A 13,397-nucleotide genomic window follows, 5' to 3' on the forward strand; every position below is an offset into this window, starting at 1 on the left:
TGCATAAAAGGGGGACCAGTAATGCTATCTTCCATGACCGCGTTTTTCGCCGCTTGGAGCGAGACGGATGCGGCCAAACGGGCCGATGCGCTCGAAAGCACCATGGCAGAGACTTTCTCCTATTGTGACCCCAATGCCGCCGAGAGCATCGGCGACCTTGAGACATTGAACAGCTATATTGGCCTGTTCATCCAATATGCCCCCGGCGCCACAGCGGCGGTGGTCAACTGCAGCGCAACACAAGGCCACCATCGGGTGACAGTTGCGTTTCGCATGGCTGACGGCAGTGAAAAGCTGGGCCAATATTTTGTCGAACTTGATGCCGAAGGGCGCGTCACGCGCATGGTCGGCTTCGCAGGACTGGGAGAGCCTGAATGACGGCGCCAGCCATTGAACTCAAAGGCATATCCAAAGCCTTCGGCCCTGTTCAGGCCAACAAAGACATCTCGATTTCGGTGCAACCGGGCACCATTCACGGCATAATCGGCGAAAACGGTGCGGGGAAATCCACGCTGATGTCGATCCTGTATGGCTTTTACAAGGCCGATGCCGGGGAGATTTTCATCAAGGGGAAAAAGACCCTGATCCCGGATAGCCAGGCCGCGATTGCTGCGGGCATTGGGATGGTGTTTCAGCACTTCAAACTGGTGGAGAACTTCACGGTTCTGGAAAACATCATTCTGGGGGCCGAAGATGGGGCCATGCTCAGCACGTCATTGAGCAATGCGCGCCGCGAGCTGAAACATCTGGCTGAGGAATATGGGCTGAATGTGGATCCCGATGCGGTGATCGAAAACCTCTCCGTGGGCCATCAGCAGCGTGTGGAAATCCTCAAAGCGCTGTATCGCAAAGCCGAAATTCTCATTCTGGATGAGCCTACTGGCGTGTTGACCCCCGCAGAAGCGGATCAGCTGTTCCGCATTTTGGACCGGCTGCGCGCTGAGGGCAAAACCATCATCCTGATCACCCACAAGCTGCGGGAGATCATGGAGTACACCAACACCGTTTCGGTGATGCGGCGGGGGCAAATGACCGCCACCGTCAAAACCGAAGAGACTTCACCCGAGCATCTGGCGGAACTGATGGTGGGGCGCAAGGTTCTGCTGCGCGTGGACAAAGCGCCTGCGGAACCGGGTGCAACCGTGTTGGACATCAAAGGTCTGCGCGTGGTGGACGACAAAGGCGTGGAACGGGTCAAAGGCATCGATCTTGCGGTGCGCGCCGGAGAAATTGTCGGGATCGCAGGCGTTGCGGGCAACGGACAGTCAGAATTGCTGGAAGTTCTGGGCGGATTTGCCGAAGGGACTGGCACGATCCTGATGAATGGGTCGGAAATACCGCTGAGTGGTCATGGTGCCGATGGGCAGACCCGGCGTGCTGTTGGCATCAGCCACGTGCCGGAAGACCGCCAGCGCGAGGGGTTGATTATGGAGTTTTCCGCCTGGGAAAACACCGTGTTTGGCTATCACCACGCGCCGGAAATTCAAAATGGCCTCTTGATGGACAACAAGGGCATTTTTGCCGAAGCCGAAGCCAAGATGGAGCGGTTCGATGTCCGCCCGCCAGATCCCAAACTGGCTGCAAAGAATTTCTCCGGGGGGAACCAGCAGAAGATCGTTCTGGCCCGTGAGATCGAACGCAACCCTGATCTCCTGCTGATTGGTCAGCCGACACGCGGCGTGGACATCGGCGCCATTGAATTCATTCACCAACAGATTGTGAATCTGCGCGATCAGGGCAAAGCCATCTTGCTGGTCTCTGTAGAGCTCGATGAAATCATGTCACTTTCAGATCGGATTGTGGTCATGTTTGACGGTCATATCACCGGTGAACGTGACCCTGGACAGACCAATGAAAAAGAACTGGGCCTGTTGATGGCCGGGATCACCGATACCTCCACTGTTGCAGGCAACGGCAATACCACCCCCCCTGAACAGGAGGTCCACGCCAATGGATAAGATGCCAAAATGGGCTGACATCGTCCTGATCCCCCTTATCTCGCTGTTATTGGCAGCCTTTTTCTCCGCGCTTGTGATCTTGGCCATCGGCGAAAATCCGATTGAAGCGTTGAACCTGATGATCGATGGGGCGCTGATGCGCTCGGCTGGCTGGGGTTACACGCTCTATTACGCCACAAACTTTATCTTCACCGGCCTAGCGGTCTCGGTCGCGTTCCACGCACGTCTGTTCAACATCGGCGGCGAAGGCCAGGCCATGCTGGGGGGGCTCGGCGTGGCACTGGTGTGCCTTTATATCCCCTGGCCCCATTGGTCTTTGTCAATCCTCGGTGCCTCTGTGGGCGCGGCGCTGTTTGGCGCGCTTTGGGCTCTGATCCCGGCTTATCTGCAGGCCAAGCGGGGCAGCCACATCGTCATCACCACCATCATGTTCAACTTCATCGCTGCGGCACTGTTGAACTATGTGCTGGTGGAAATGCTGCGGCCTGTGGGCGCGATGGACCCGGCTTCGGCCAAGTTCCCGGACGCAACACATCTGCCCTCTTTCCAAGACATGTTCTCTACAGCAGAGACACCTCTTTTCCGTGGTGCGCCCGCCAATGTGACGTTCTTCCTGTCGCTGGCGGCCTGCTTGCTGGTCTGGGTGCTGATTTGGAAAACACGGTTGGGCTATGAAATTCGTGCCTTTGGCCAGTCTGAGACGGCGGCGAAATACGCCGGTATCAGCCCCGTGCGGATCACCGTGATTGCCATGCTGATCTCTGGCGCGCTGGCGGGCATGATGTCTGTGAACACCACGATGGGGGAAAGCGAACGGCTGATCCTCAACAGCACAGAGGGCGCAGGCTTTATCGGCATCGCGGTGGCGCTTATGGGGCGCAACCACCCATTCGGCGTATTGCTGGCCGCGGTTCTCTTTGGTTTCCTCTATCAAGGTGGGGCCGAGCTGGCGCTTTGGACCAGCATTCCCCGCGAGTTGATCGTGGTCATTCAGGCACTTGTGATCCTGTTCACAGGGGCGCTGGACAATATGGTGCGTCACCCGCTTGAAAAACTCTTTATTGCACTGCGCCGGAGGAACGCCTGATGGATTTTCTGACACTGCTTCAGGTGCTGGACACATCTGTGCGTCTGGCCACCCCTCTGCTGCTGGCCTGTCTTGCGGGCCTCTATTCTGAACGCTCCGGCGTTGTGGACATTGGGCTTGAGGGAAAAATGCTGGCCGCTGCCTTCTTTGCCGCTGCATTCGCTTTCTATTCCGGCAATGCCTGGGTGGGGCTGCTTGCGGGTGTGGGTGCCTCTATTGTGCTCTCCATCATTCACGGGCTGGCCTCGGTGACGTTCCGGGGCAATCAGTTGATCTCTGGTGTTGCGATCAACTTTCTTGCGGCTGGAATGACCGTTCTGGCGGCACAAAGCTGGTTTAGACAAGGGGGGCGCACGCCGCCGCTGGAAGGCGCGGCGCGTTTCAATCCCATAGAGTTGCCTTTTGCAATCGGTCCAAACGACGCTGCCGCAGCTGAGCGCCCGCTGAGCCAGTTGATTGCAGAAGCCGGCCCGTTTCAGCAGTTTTACTCCGAGTTGATCTCTGGCCATTCCATTCTTGTGTATCTGGCGTTGCTGACTGTTCCGGCCACATGGTGGCTGCTCTTTCGCACCCGCTTTGGGTTGCGTTTGCGCGCAGTGGGGGAGAACCCTGCGGCGGTCGATACGGCTGGGATCTCTGTGGTGTGGCTGCGCTATGGGGCGATTCTGATCTGCGGGATCCTATGCGGTGTGGCAGGGGCTTACCTCTCTTCGGCCCTGCAAGCTGGCTTCGTGAAAGATATGACTGCTGGGCGCGGCTTTATCGCGCTGGCCGCGTTGATCTTTGCAAAATGGCGTCCGGTCTATGCGCTCTGGGCCTGTTTGTTGTTTGGTTTGTTTCAAGCGCTGGAACTGCGCCCAGACATCATTGAAAACCTCACGGGTATGAAGGTGCAGGTCCAGCTACTTGGTGCCTTGCCCTACATCCTGACCGTGGTGATCCTTGCCGGGTTTGTCGGCAAGGCGATCCCGCCAAGGGCCAGTGGCGAACCCTATATCAAGGAACGCTGACATAAGGCCGGACCAATAAGTCCAGTTTCTTGTCAATGATCTGTCCTGCCAGCGTTTTATCGACGCTGGCAGGTTGCTTTTGAGGTCTGTGTGGCGCTATCAAAAATTATGCAGATCTATCTCCCCATTGCCGAAGTCTCCGTAAACGCCTTTTTGCTGCTCGGCCTGGGCGGGATGGTGGGCATCTTGTCCGGCATGTTTGGCGTGGGTGGCGGTTTCTTGATGACGCCGCTGCTGTTTTTTATCGGCATCCCGCCCGCCGTTGCCGTCGCGACAGAGGCCAACCAAATTGTGGCTTCCTCCTTCAGTGGCGTGCTCGCCCATCTGAAGCGCAAAACCGTTGATCTGAAGATGGGCACGGTGCTGCTGACCGGGGGGTTGATCGGGGCCGCGCTTGGTGTGGTTGTGTTCAACTACCTGAAATCACAGGGGCAAGTCGATTTGCTGGTGCGGCTCTGCTATGTGGTTTTCCTTGGGGTCATCGGCTCTTTGATGTTTGTTGAAAGCCTGAATGCGATCCGCAAATCCCGCAATAATGCAGCCCCAGCCAAACGCAAGAAGCACAATTGGGTGCATGGGCTGCCGCTGAAGATGCGCTTTCGGGTGTCTGGTCTTTATATCTCTGTGATCCCGCCTGTGATGGTGGGGATCCTTGTGGGGATTCTGTCTGCGATCATGGGTGTAGGCGGGGGATTTATCATGGTGCCCGCAATGATCTACCTGCTGGGCATGCCCACCAAAGTGGTGGTGGGCACCTCGCTGTTTCAGATCATTTTTGTCACCGGGTTCACCACGCTTTTGCATGCCACGACAAACTACACAGTGGATATCGCGCTGGCCGTGCTTTTGCTGGTTGGGGGCGTGATCGGGGCACAGATTGGCACCCGGCTTGGCACCTATCTGAAAGCTGAGCAGCTGCGCATTTTGTTGGCACTTCTGGTGATGCTTGTTTGTGGAAAACTGGCGCTGGACCTTTTGATCGAGCCAAGCGAGCTGTTTTCCATTGGCGCGGCAGGGGGGCATTGAAAATGCGGTTTCTAGCGCTCTGTCTCAGCCTGATCGCCACATCGTTGGCCAGCGAAGAGGTGGTTCTTGGCTTAAGCCAGGATCAGGTTGCCATCACCACCAATTTTGACGGATCAGAGATCCTGCTGTTTGGCGCGGTCAAGCGAGAGGCCCCTATCCCCGAAGAGCCACTTGACGTGGTGATCGCGGTTTCCGGCCCCTCAGGGCCCCTGACCGTGCGGCGCAAGGAGCGCAAATTCGGGATCTGGGTGAACACGGATGCGGTGGAAATTGACGCCGCCCCCAGCTTTTACGCCGTTGCCACATCGGCCCCTTTCACAGAGGCGATCTCCAATGTGGAAGACCAGCGCCACAAAGTGTCCATCCCCCGCGCAATCCGCTCGGTTGGCGCACCGATGGATGTGGAAGATGCACAGGCGTTCAGTGAGGCGGTGATCCGCATCCGCACAGCTGAGGGGGCCTATCAGCTGCATGAAAACGCGGTGCAGGTGGATCAGCAGACGCTGTTTCGCACTTCGATCAAAATGCCCGCCAATCTGACCGAAGGGGATTACCCCACACGGATTTTTCTGACCCGAAATGGTCAGGTGGTGTCGCAGTTTGAAACCATGATCAACGTCAACAAGGTGGGTTTGGAGCGTTGGCTCTTTGACCTGTCACGCAATCAACCGCTGATTTACGGACTTATGTCATTGGCTATTGCCATTGCCGCAGGCTGGCTCGCCTCGGCGGCCTTTCAGGTGTTGCGCCGCAATTGAGGCGCAGACACCAGACTTGCACTGGCCCCTGGCTCCGACTACCTGAAAGCAAACACATAAAGAGGCAGATAAGATGGCACAGACACCAGAGTCTTTGACAGAGCAGATGCTTGATGCCGCCCGCAAGGCGGGGGCCGATGCCGCAGACGCCATGGTGGCGGGTGGCACGTCTGTTTCCATCGAGGTGCGTGACGGCAAGCTGGAACAGGCAGAGCGATCCGAAGGGATGGATCTGGGTTTGCGGGTGTTGATTGGCAAGCGACAGGCCAATGTGTCGATCTCTGATGCACGTCCGGAAAGCATCGCGATGATGGCGGAACGGGCGGTTGCGATGGCCAAGGAAGCGCCGGAAGATCCCTATGCAGGCCTGGCAGAGCCCGCTCAACTGGCGCCAGCGCCCGATATTGCCGCGCTGGAGCTGTGTGATCCGACAGCAGAACCCAGCCCAAGTGCGCTGCAAGACGATGCGTGGGCCGCTGAGGCCGCGGCCATGGCGGTAGAGGGTGTCACGCAAGTGCAATCTGCAACCGGTGCCTACAGCCATTCAACCGTCCATCTGGCGGCGAGCAATGGGTTCTCCGGCGGCTATGCCCGCAGCAGCCGCGCGATCTATGCCACCGCCATCGCAGGCACGGGTGAGGCCATGGAGCGTGACTATGAGGGCGACAGCCGCATTTTTCAGAGCGATCTGCGCGGAGCCACAGAGATTGGCACCATTGCAGGTCAACGCGCCGTAGAACGACTGCATGCGCGCAAGCCCGAAACCGGCGCCTTTCCGGTGCTGTTTGACGAGCGTATTTCCTCATCCCTGATTGGACATCTGCTGGCCGCCTGCAACGGGGCCATGGTGGCGCGTGGCTCCAGCTGGTTACGAGAGAAATTGGGGCAGCAGGTGTTGCCTGAAACCCTGTCACTCATCGAAGATCCCCTGCGCCCTCGCGTGTCAGGCTCTCGCCCCTTTGATGCAGAAGGGCTGGCCACGGCCAAACGTGCGGTGGTGGACAAGGGCGTGCTGACCGGTTGGACACTGGATCTTGCCAACGCGCGCAAGCTGGGCATGGCCTCTACCGGCAATGCGGCCCGTGGCATTTCAAGCCCGCCATCGCCAAGCAGTTGGAATATCAGCCTGACACAAGGCAGCCAGTCCCGTGAGGACATGATCCGGGACATGGGACGTGGCCTTGTTGTCACCTCGCTGATCGGGTCGACGATCAACCCAAACACCGGTGATTATTCACGCGGGGCTTCTGGCTTCTGGGTAGAAAACGGTGAGATTGCCTATCCGGTGAATGAATGCACCATTGCGAGCAATCTGCATGACATGCTGCGCCATATCGTGCCCGCAAATGACGCGCGCGCCTATCTCTCCCGCGTGGTGCCATCGTTGCTGGTGGAAGGGATGACCCTTGCCGGAAACTGATCTTGAGCTGTTGATCGCGGCTGCTCAGGCAGCCGGGGAGATCGCAACGCAATATGATGGCAAAAGCGCCAAGACCTGGCACAAACCGAATGATGCTGGCCCGGTGACCGAGGCCGATCTCGCGGTCAACGAAATGCTGGAAGACCGTCTACGCAAGGCCCGACCGGAGTTTGGCTGGCTCAGCGAAGAGTCTCTTGATGAGGGAGACCGCGTACATGCGGAGAAAGTCTTCATCATTGATCCGATAGATGGCACACGCAGTTTCACCGAGGGGTCTGACACATGGGCCCATGCATTGGCGATTGCAGAGAGGGGTGTTGTCACAGCGGCCGTGATTTACCTGCCAAGGCGCGACAAGCTCTACAGCGCGGCGCAGGGCGCTGGAGCAAAGCTGAATGGTGTGCCGGTCGGCACTGCGGCGCGCACCGATATGGCGGGAGCCAAAGTTCTGGTGGCGCGCCCGGTGATGGAACCGGCTCTTTGGAAAGCCCAGCCTCCGGCATTTGAGCGCGGCTATCGCCCATCGCTGGCCTATCGCACGGCGCTGGTAGCGCAGGGGCGATTTGATGCGATGGTCACGCTGCGCCCCACATGGGAGTGGGATGTGGCAGCCGGTGATCTGATCCTGCGAGAGGCTGGCGCGGCGACGCTGGACCGCAACGGCGCGCCGCTGCGCTTTAACAACGCAGACCCGCGCCTTTCAGGTATGATTGCCGCCAACCCAGCGCTGGCCGCACAGATTACCGAGGCTTTGGCCCCACATCCTCCGCATCACGCAGCGCGATAACGGGCCACAAAATTTTTGACGATCTGAGGCGGGGCTGCGGCATCTGCCGCACGACAGAGCGCCATCAAACGCTCAACCTCCTCTGGTGGGAAATAGCCTTTGTTGCGGTACATGTTGATACGCGTGGCGAATTCCTCTCCGTCCGCCTCCGGATGAAACTGTGTGGCATAGATGTTGCTGCGGTAGCGGATCATCTGAAACGGGCAATGATCTGACTGCACAAGATGCAGACAACCTTCTGGCAGGTATTGCAGTGCCTCCTTGTGGCCAACAAAAGCGTCAAACCTTTGCGGTATCCCCTTGAGCAGGGGATCGGTTATGCCATCAGGGGTGAGCTGACACTGTGCCAGCCCCGCTTCTTCGCCATATCGGTTTTTGGAAACCGCGCGATCCAAGAAATGTCCAAGCACTCCGATGCCCAGACAACAGCCAAGGAAGGGCATATCTTCCGCGATAATTTGGGGCATAAGAGACAGGAGCTGCGCCTCCATGCGGGCTTCCAGCGGGTTGCGGCTCTGCGGACAGTCGCTGACACAGCCGGGGCCACCGCCAACGATCACGCCTGAATAGTCTGACAGCGTCAAATCCTGCGGCAGAGGCGCTTGGTTCAGAGGCAAGCGATGCACGTCAGAGGCCGCAAGCCCCCCGGTTTTCAGGAAAGCCTGAAACTCCCCATCAGAGGCTTCAACTTCCGGGCGCAATTGGAGGATCAAAAATCGTTTCATTGCAGCTCTCCTAGCCGCTATCCACCCGGAAAATCAATGCGTCAGCAGAGCGCAAGCTTCTGGAAACCATCGTCCACAACAGAGGCGCAATCCCCTTGAGGACGCGCGCCAAGCGGCTTAGGTTGCCCTCATTCCCGCACCACAAGGAGTGGCCCCATGGCACAGCGACTGCATCTCGTCTTTGGCGGCGAGCTGATCGATCCGACAAAAACCGCATTCAAGGATGTAGATGACATCCATGTGGTTGGTATTTTCCCCAACTACGAAGCGGCCTATGACGCGTGGAAAGCTGAGGCACAGCGCACGGTCGACAATGCGCATATGCGCTATTTCATTGCCCATCTGCACCGTCTGCGGGACGAAGGCCTCCCAGCATCTGCAACCGAAGAGCTGGGTTAAGCACCGGATGGCGCGCTCTCTTGGCCTGGCGACTTACCTTGCATTTGCACGTCGTCAGCCGCCTCAGCTTCGCGGGATCGACTGCCCGCGCCCGGATGGCGAAGTGATCTGGGTGCATTGCGCCGAACCTTCGCGCGCCCGGACCTTGGCCAAGCTGGGCCTGCGACTGGCCCATCAGCGGGCCAATGCACACCTGCTTTTGACGACGCCCGCTGGCGCATCGCTTACGCAAACACTACCAGAGGGGGCAATCTGGCAGCCCTGTCCTTCTGAAAACCCGTCCGACATTGCGGTGTTCTTGGCGCATTGGGCACCGGATCTTGCGCTCTGGATCGGGCCTGCGTTACGTCCAGCCCTGATTGACGCCATCCGCACGCGAGAGATTCCCTCGATCTTGCTTGAAGCACAGAAACCCAAGCTGGAGCAGCGGCGCAGACGCTGGGGACCGGAACCCATTCGCGGAACGCTCGCACGGTTTACGTCGATATTCACTCAGACCGAAGAGGCGCAAACGCGGTTTGGCAAACTTCTGGGCGACACGGCGGATGTGCAATTCAATGGCATCCTGATGGAAGAAGCCCCTGCTCTGCCTGTTCAGGACAGCGATCTTGAAGAGGTCCGGGCCAGTCTTGCAGGCCGTCCAGTATGGCTGGCGGCACGACTGCAACCGCGGGAACTGAATGTGGTGCTGAATGCCTATCGGTCGGTTCTGCGCCTGTCTTACCGCATGTTGCTTGTGGTAGTGCCGGACAATCCGGCAGATGCCGCGAACATGAAGGCCGCGATTTGTGATGATGGCTGGCGGGTGGCGGATTGGGATGATGGAGACTTCCCTGAAGAAAACACGCAGGTGCTTTTCACCCATACGCCAGACGAGCTGGGACTGTGGTATCGCGTGGCGCCGGTGAGCCTTGTGGGATCATCGCTGAAATCAGGGGCCGGAGGGCGCGATCCTCTAGAGCCTGCGGCTCTGGGCAGCGCCATTCTCTATGGGCCCTCTGTGCGGCGGTATCTGAGCAGTTATACGCGTTTGGCCAATGAGGGGGCGGCACGGATTGTCAAAGACGCCAACAGCCTGACAGCTGCGTTGATGGTGCTGGCGGCACCGGATCAGGTGGCGGCCATGGCCCATGCGGGCTGGAAGGTGGTGTCTGACAGTGCTGCGGTGTCCGATCAGGTTATCAATCACGCCCATGCTTTGCTGGACACGCGGAGTGAAACATCATGAAAGAACCCAGCTTCTGGTCCAACCCGCCTGCTCGCCCCGGATGGCAAGCGCGCCTGCTCGCGCCTCTCGGCGCGATTTATGGCAAAGCGACGGCCCGCCGCGTGGCGCAGAGCACAGAGGGATTTCGGGCCTCTGTGCCTGTGGTCTGTATCGGCAATCTGAACGCAGGCGGCACCGGGAAAACCCCCACAACCATCGCGTTGATGCAGCATTTGCAAGCGCGCGGCGTTGCCGTCCATGTGGTATCGCGCGGCTATGGTGGGGCGTTGGAAGGGCCGGTTCAGGTCGATGAACGCACCCACCGCGCAGAGCAGACTGGCGATGAGCCCCTGCTTCTGGCCGCTTTTGGCCCCACATGGGTGGCCAAAGACCGGGCCAAAGGCGTGGCTGCAGCGCAAGAGGCCGGTGCGGAGCTTATTCTGCTGGATGACGGATTTCAGAACCCGACCATTCAAAAGGACGCCTCCATCATTGTGGTGGATGCGCTGCGTGGTTTTGGCAATGGGCGCTGCATCCCTGCCGGGCCACTGCGTGAAACCGTAGATGTTGGATTGCCCCGGGGCGACCTTCTGCTCTCAATTGGCAATGAAACCGCACAGGCGCAGTTCGCAGGTCTCTGGGGAGACAAGATCACCCTTCCACATGTCGCCGGGGCCTTGCAGCCCCTTCAAACTGGTATGGACTGGCGCGAAACACCCTTCATGGCCTTTGCTGGCATTGGACATCCTGAGAAGTTTTTTGACACGCTGCGCGATCTTGGCGCCAATCTTGTGCACACTGAAGCGCTGGATGACCACCAAGCTTTGCCGCCTGCCCTGCTGACGCGGCTGGCGACAGAAGCACAGATGCGAGGAGCACAATTGGTCACAACAGAGAAAGATGCCGTGCGTCTGCCGATGGAGCTGCGCTCTCAGGTTCTGACGCTGCCTGTGCGCCTTGCGGTGTCGGACTGGGCGCCGGTTGATGCGCTCCTGACACGCATCGGTGTGCCTGAGCAGCGCTGAACTGCTCAGGCAGATGCTATTTTAGAGCTTTGCGTCGAGAATTTCACGCAGGTCTTTGTAGCTCATGTTGGAGTGTTTCTCGCCATTGATGATCAGAGTTGGCGTTGACGAGATGTCATCAGCGGCCGCGTTTTCCTGAAACCATGCTACGAGCGCCTTGGCTTTGTCTTCGTCCTGCAAGCAGGCCTGAAGCGTATCATCTTCCAATCCGGCCAGACGACCCGCCTTGCGCAGGGCGTCAGAGATAGCCACGGGATCGCCAGCGCGTGTCCATTCGCTCTGCGTTTCCATCAGATAGTCTGCCATGCCAAAGAAACGCTCCTGTCCACCACAGCGCGCAACCATGGAGGCCCAGAGGCCGAAACGGTCGAAATACACATCGCGGAAGATAAACTTCACCTTGCCGGTATCGACATAGTCAGCTTTGAGCGGCTTCAGGACAGATTCGTGAAATGTCGCACAATGAGGGCAGGTGAAAGACGCGTATTCAATAATGGTGATTGGCGCATCGTCAGAGCCCATCACCATTTCCACGATTTCTGACGCTTCTGCCCCTTCTGAGGACACCTGCTGCACGTTGCTGACCGCAGGCAGAGTGGTCACGGCGGTGGTGTTGGTCGCGGTCTGGGTGCTGCTCATCCAGTATGCGCCCCCTGCCACAGCAACCGCAGCGGCGGCAATCACGGGGATCAAACGGTTCATTTAAAAACCTTTCTTGGTGTGTTTGTTTTTCATCAAGACATTGCCAGCGAGCTGTTCAAGAGCTTGGCGCAAGTCTGCATTTTCAAAGGTCGCCGTGACACGGGCGGCCTCCTGTTGGATTTGAGCATCTGGCTTAACCCGCTCTTTTTGGGGCGCTGCGCCAAACTGAGCCTGCCCGTCGGCAAAACCGGTTGGGGCCGTCTGAGTGATGCGCAAGTGGGCAATCGCGTTGTAGCCATAAGCGGCATTGATCCGGGCCCGCAGAGTTTCTTTTTGCATTTCCAAGATCGGAGCCTGTGCGCCCGTCGTAAGAATGGTGAGCGTGGCGCCAAAACTCTGGCGTCCATATTTCACATCCACAGGACGGCAGATGCGCGCCATATCATCCCCAACAATCTCTGCCCAATGGGTAAGCACACGCGTTTCCGCAAAACCCCGTGTCTCGCTGGCTTTGCGAATGCGATCCCTCAAAAGGGAGGAGGTTCGTGCAAACCCTTTGGTGGTCGGACGGCGCATCTTGATCTTGCATCCTCTGGTCGGGGGCTATTTTAGTGACCCCGCCCAGCTGTGCCAGCGAAACCGTTCTTGAGCGAGGATAAAACTTGCGTGATTTGCCCCAAAACTCCGACCTGTTGGAGTGGTATGACCACAATGCGCGCAAGATGCCGTGGCGCATCAGCCCGGCAGACCGCAAAGCAGGCGTGAGGCCCGATCCCTATCGGGTCTGGATGTCGGAGATTATGCTGCAACAGACCACCGTGGCCGCTGTCAAAGACTATTTTCTGCGATTCACCGAACGCTGGCCGAGCGTCACTGATCTTGCAGCCGCGCAGGATGCGGATGTTATGGCGGAATGGGCCGGGCTTGGGTACTACGCCCGCGCGCGCAATCTGTTGAAATGTGCACGCGTTGTGACCGATGATCTCAATGGGGTGTTTCCCGGAACCGTTGAGGAGCTTTTGAAACTGCCCGGCGTCGGCCCCTATACCGCAGCGGCGGTGGCCTCGATCGCGTTTGATGAACCGGCAACAGTGGTGGACGGAAATGTGGAACGGGTCATGGCGCGGTTGTTCGATGTGCATACACCGCTGCCAACCGCGAAACCCGAACTGACCGATCTGGCGGAAAGCCTGACCCCACAGGAACGGCCCGGCGACTATGCACAGGCCGTGATGGATCTGGGTGCCACGATATGTTCCCCCCGCAACCCGGCCTGTGGTCTGTGCCCATGGCGCACGCCATGTCAGGCGCGCCTGGCCGGCACAGCGGCAGACTTGCCCAAGAAAATCAAAA

The 13,397-nt window shown here is 58.6% G+C and carries 15 protein-coding genes; 12 read left to right on the forward strand and 3 right to left on the reverse strand.

The annotated features are described in order from the left end of the window. Positions 1–21: 21 nt before the first annotated feature. The 8 genes from SHM7688_RS02525 to SHM7688_RS02560 all read left to right on the forward strand — a co-directional run bounded on the left by SHM7688_RS02525 (position 22) and on the right by SHM7688_RS02560 (position 8,046). Positions 22–378 carry a hypothetical protein gene (locus SHM7688_RS02525; protein WP_058238447.1) on the forward strand — a complete coding sequence of 119 codons (357 nt, stop codon included), beginning with the start codon at positions 22–24 and terminating at the stop codon, positions 376–378. After that, positions 375–1,958, forward strand: coding sequence for an ABC transporter ATP-binding protein (locus SHM7688_RS02530; RefSeq protein ID WP_083498875.1), 1,584 nt, complete (start codon positions 375–377; stop codon positions 1,956–1,958). The genes SHM7688_RS02525 and SHM7688_RS02530 overlap by 4 nt, the downstream gene beginning before the upstream one ends. Next, a complete protein-coding gene (locus SHM7688_RS02535; protein WP_058238448.1) occupies positions 1,951–3,045 on the forward strand; it encodes an ABC transporter permease in 1,095 nt (364 codons plus the stop codon). The genes SHM7688_RS02530 and SHM7688_RS02535 overlap by 8 nt, the downstream gene beginning before the upstream one ends. Beyond that, positions 3,045–4,055, forward strand: coding sequence for an ABC transporter permease (locus tag SHM7688_RS02540; protein WP_058238449.1), 1,011 nt, complete (start codon positions 3,045–3,047; stop codon positions 4,053–4,055). Before SHM7688_RS02535 ends, SHM7688_RS02540 begins: the two co-directional genes overlap by 1 nt. A gap of 108 nt (positions 4,056–4,163) precedes the next feature. Next, positions 4,164–5,081 carry a sulfite exporter TauE/SafE family protein gene (locus SHM7688_RS02545; RefSeq protein ID WP_058238450.1) on the forward strand — a complete coding sequence of 306 codons (918 nt, stop codon included), beginning with the start codon at positions 4,164–4,166 and terminating at the stop codon, positions 5,079–5,081. Positions 5,082–5,083: 2 nt separating this feature from the next. Further along, the gene (locus SHM7688_RS02550) at positions 5,084–5,839 is read left to right on the forward strand and encodes a TIGR02186 family protein (RefSeq protein WP_058238451.1); all 756 of its coding nucleotides are present in this window, start codon (positions 5,084–5,086) and stop codon (positions 5,837–5,839) included. Positions 5,840–5,912: 73 nt separating this feature from the next. Continuing rightward, on the forward strand, positions 5,913–7,259 hold the full coding sequence (locus tag SHM7688_RS02555; protein WP_058238452.1) for a TldD/PmbA family protein: 1,347 nt from the start codon (positions 5,913–5,915) through the stop codon (positions 7,257–7,259). Then, a complete protein-coding gene (locus SHM7688_RS02560; protein WP_058238453.1) occupies positions 7,246–8,046 on the forward strand; it encodes a 3'(2'),5'-bisphosphate nucleotidase CysQ in 801 nt (266 codons plus the stop codon). The genes SHM7688_RS02555 and SHM7688_RS02560 overlap by 14 nt, the downstream gene beginning before the upstream one ends. Here the strand turns inward: SHM7688_RS02560 and SHM7688_RS02565 are convergent. Next, a complete protein-coding gene (locus SHM7688_RS02565) occupies positions 8,031–8,771 on the reverse strand; it encodes a glutamine amidotransferase (RefSeq protein WP_058238454.1) in 741 nt (246 codons plus the stop codon). The two genes, SHM7688_RS02560 and SHM7688_RS02565, sit on opposite strands and share 16 nt — an antisense overlap. Positions 8,772–8,927: 156 nt before the next feature. Here SHM7688_RS02565 and SHM7688_RS02570 point away from each other — a divergent pair, with 156 nt between their 5' ends. From SHM7688_RS02570 to lpxK, 3 genes are read left to right on the forward strand one after another with little or no spacing between them, the layout of a single operon-like run. After that, complete coding sequence (locus tag SHM7688_RS02570) at positions 8,928–9,170, forward strand: DUF4170 domain-containing protein (protein ID WP_058238455.1); 243 nt, start codon at positions 8,928–8,930, stop codon at positions 9,168–9,170. Positions 9,171–9,177: 7 nt separating this feature from the next. Next, a complete protein-coding gene (locus SHM7688_RS02575; protein ID WP_058238456.1) occupies positions 9,178–10,398 on the forward strand; it encodes a 3-deoxy-D-manno-octulosonic acid transferase in 1,221 nt (406 codons plus the stop codon). Further along, on the forward strand, positions 10,395–11,402 hold the full coding sequence (lpxK, locus tag SHM7688_RS02580) for a tetraacyldisaccharide 4'-kinase (RefSeq protein WP_058238457.1): 1,008 nt from the start codon (positions 10,395–10,397) through the stop codon (positions 11,400–11,402). The genes SHM7688_RS02575 and lpxK overlap by 4 nt, the downstream gene beginning before the upstream one ends. 21 nt (positions 11,403–11,423) lie before the next feature. Here the strand turns inward: lpxK and SHM7688_RS02585 are convergent, their stop codons facing one another. Then, a complete protein-coding gene (locus SHM7688_RS02585) occupies positions 11,424–12,104 on the reverse strand; it encodes a DsbA family protein (RefSeq protein ID WP_058238458.1) in 681 nt (226 codons plus the stop codon). Further along, positions 12,105–12,626, reverse strand: coding sequence for a DUF721 domain-containing protein (locus SHM7688_RS02590; protein ID WP_058238459.1), 522 nt, complete (start codon positions 12,624–12,626; stop codon positions 12,105–12,107). 80 nt (positions 12,627–12,706) lie between these two features. On the opposite strand from SHM7688_RS02590, the gene SHM7688_RS19935 reads away from it, so the two are divergent. After that, on the forward strand, positions 12,707–13,397 hold a 691-nt coding region (locus SHM7688_RS19935; RefSeq protein WP_306341251.1), incomplete at its 3' end, for an A/G-specific adenine glycosylase.

It is taken from the genome of Shimia marina (genome assembly GCF_001458175.1).
Taxonomy (GTDB): Bacteria; Pseudomonadota; Alphaproteobacteria; order Rhodobacterales; family Rhodobacteraceae; genus Shimia; species Shimia marina.

Bases quoted from the DNA above. Each gene is read 5' to 3' on its own strand.
- SHM7688_RS02555 (WP_058238452.1), top strand. From the start codon at position 5,913: ATGGCACAGACACCAGAGTCTTTGACAGAGCAGATGCTTGATGCCGCC.
- SHM7688_RS02570 (WP_058238455.1), top strand. From the start codon at position 8,928: ATGGCACAGCGACTGCATCTCGTCTTTGGCGGCGAGCTGATCGATCCG.
- SHM7688_RS02545 (WP_058238450.1), top strand. From the start codon at position 4,164: ATGCAGATCTATCTCCCCATTGCCGAAGTCTCCGTAAACGCCTTTTTG.
- SHM7688_RS02535 (WP_058238448.1), top strand. From the start codon at position 1,951: ATGGATAAGATGCCAAAATGGGCTGACATCGTCCTGATCCCCCTTATC.
- SHM7688_RS02530 (WP_083498875.1), top strand. From the start codon at position 375: ATGACGGCGCCAGCCATTGAACTCAAAGGCATATCCAAAGCCTTCGGC.
- SHM7688_RS02575 (WP_058238456.1), top strand. From the start codon at position 9,178: ATGGCGCGCTCTCTTGGCCTGGCGACTTACCTTGCATTTGCACGTCGT.
- SHM7688_RS02585 (WP_058238458.1), bottom strand. From the start codon at position 12,104: ATGAACCGTTTGATCCCCGTGATTGCCGCCGCTGCGGTTGCTGTGGCA.
- SHM7688_RS02540 (WP_058238449.1), top strand. From the start codon at position 3,045: ATGGATTTTCTGACACTGCTTCAGGTGCTGGACACATCTGTGCGTCTG.
- SHM7688_RS02565 (WP_058238454.1), bottom strand. From the start codon at position 8,771: ATGAAACGATTTTTGATCCTCCAATTGCGCCCGGAAGTTGAAGCCTCT.
- SHM7688_RS02550 (WP_058238451.1), top strand. From the start codon at position 5,084: ATGCGGTTTCTAGCGCTCTGTCTCAGCCTGATCGCCACATCGTTGGCC.
- SHM7688_RS02525 (WP_058238447.1), top strand. From the start codon at position 22: ATGCTATCTTCCATGACCGCGTTTTTCGCCGCTTGGAGCGAGACGGAT.
- lpxK (WP_058238457.1), top strand. From the start codon at position 10,395: ATGAAAGAACCCAGCTTCTGGTCCAACCCGCCTGCTCGCCCCGGATGG.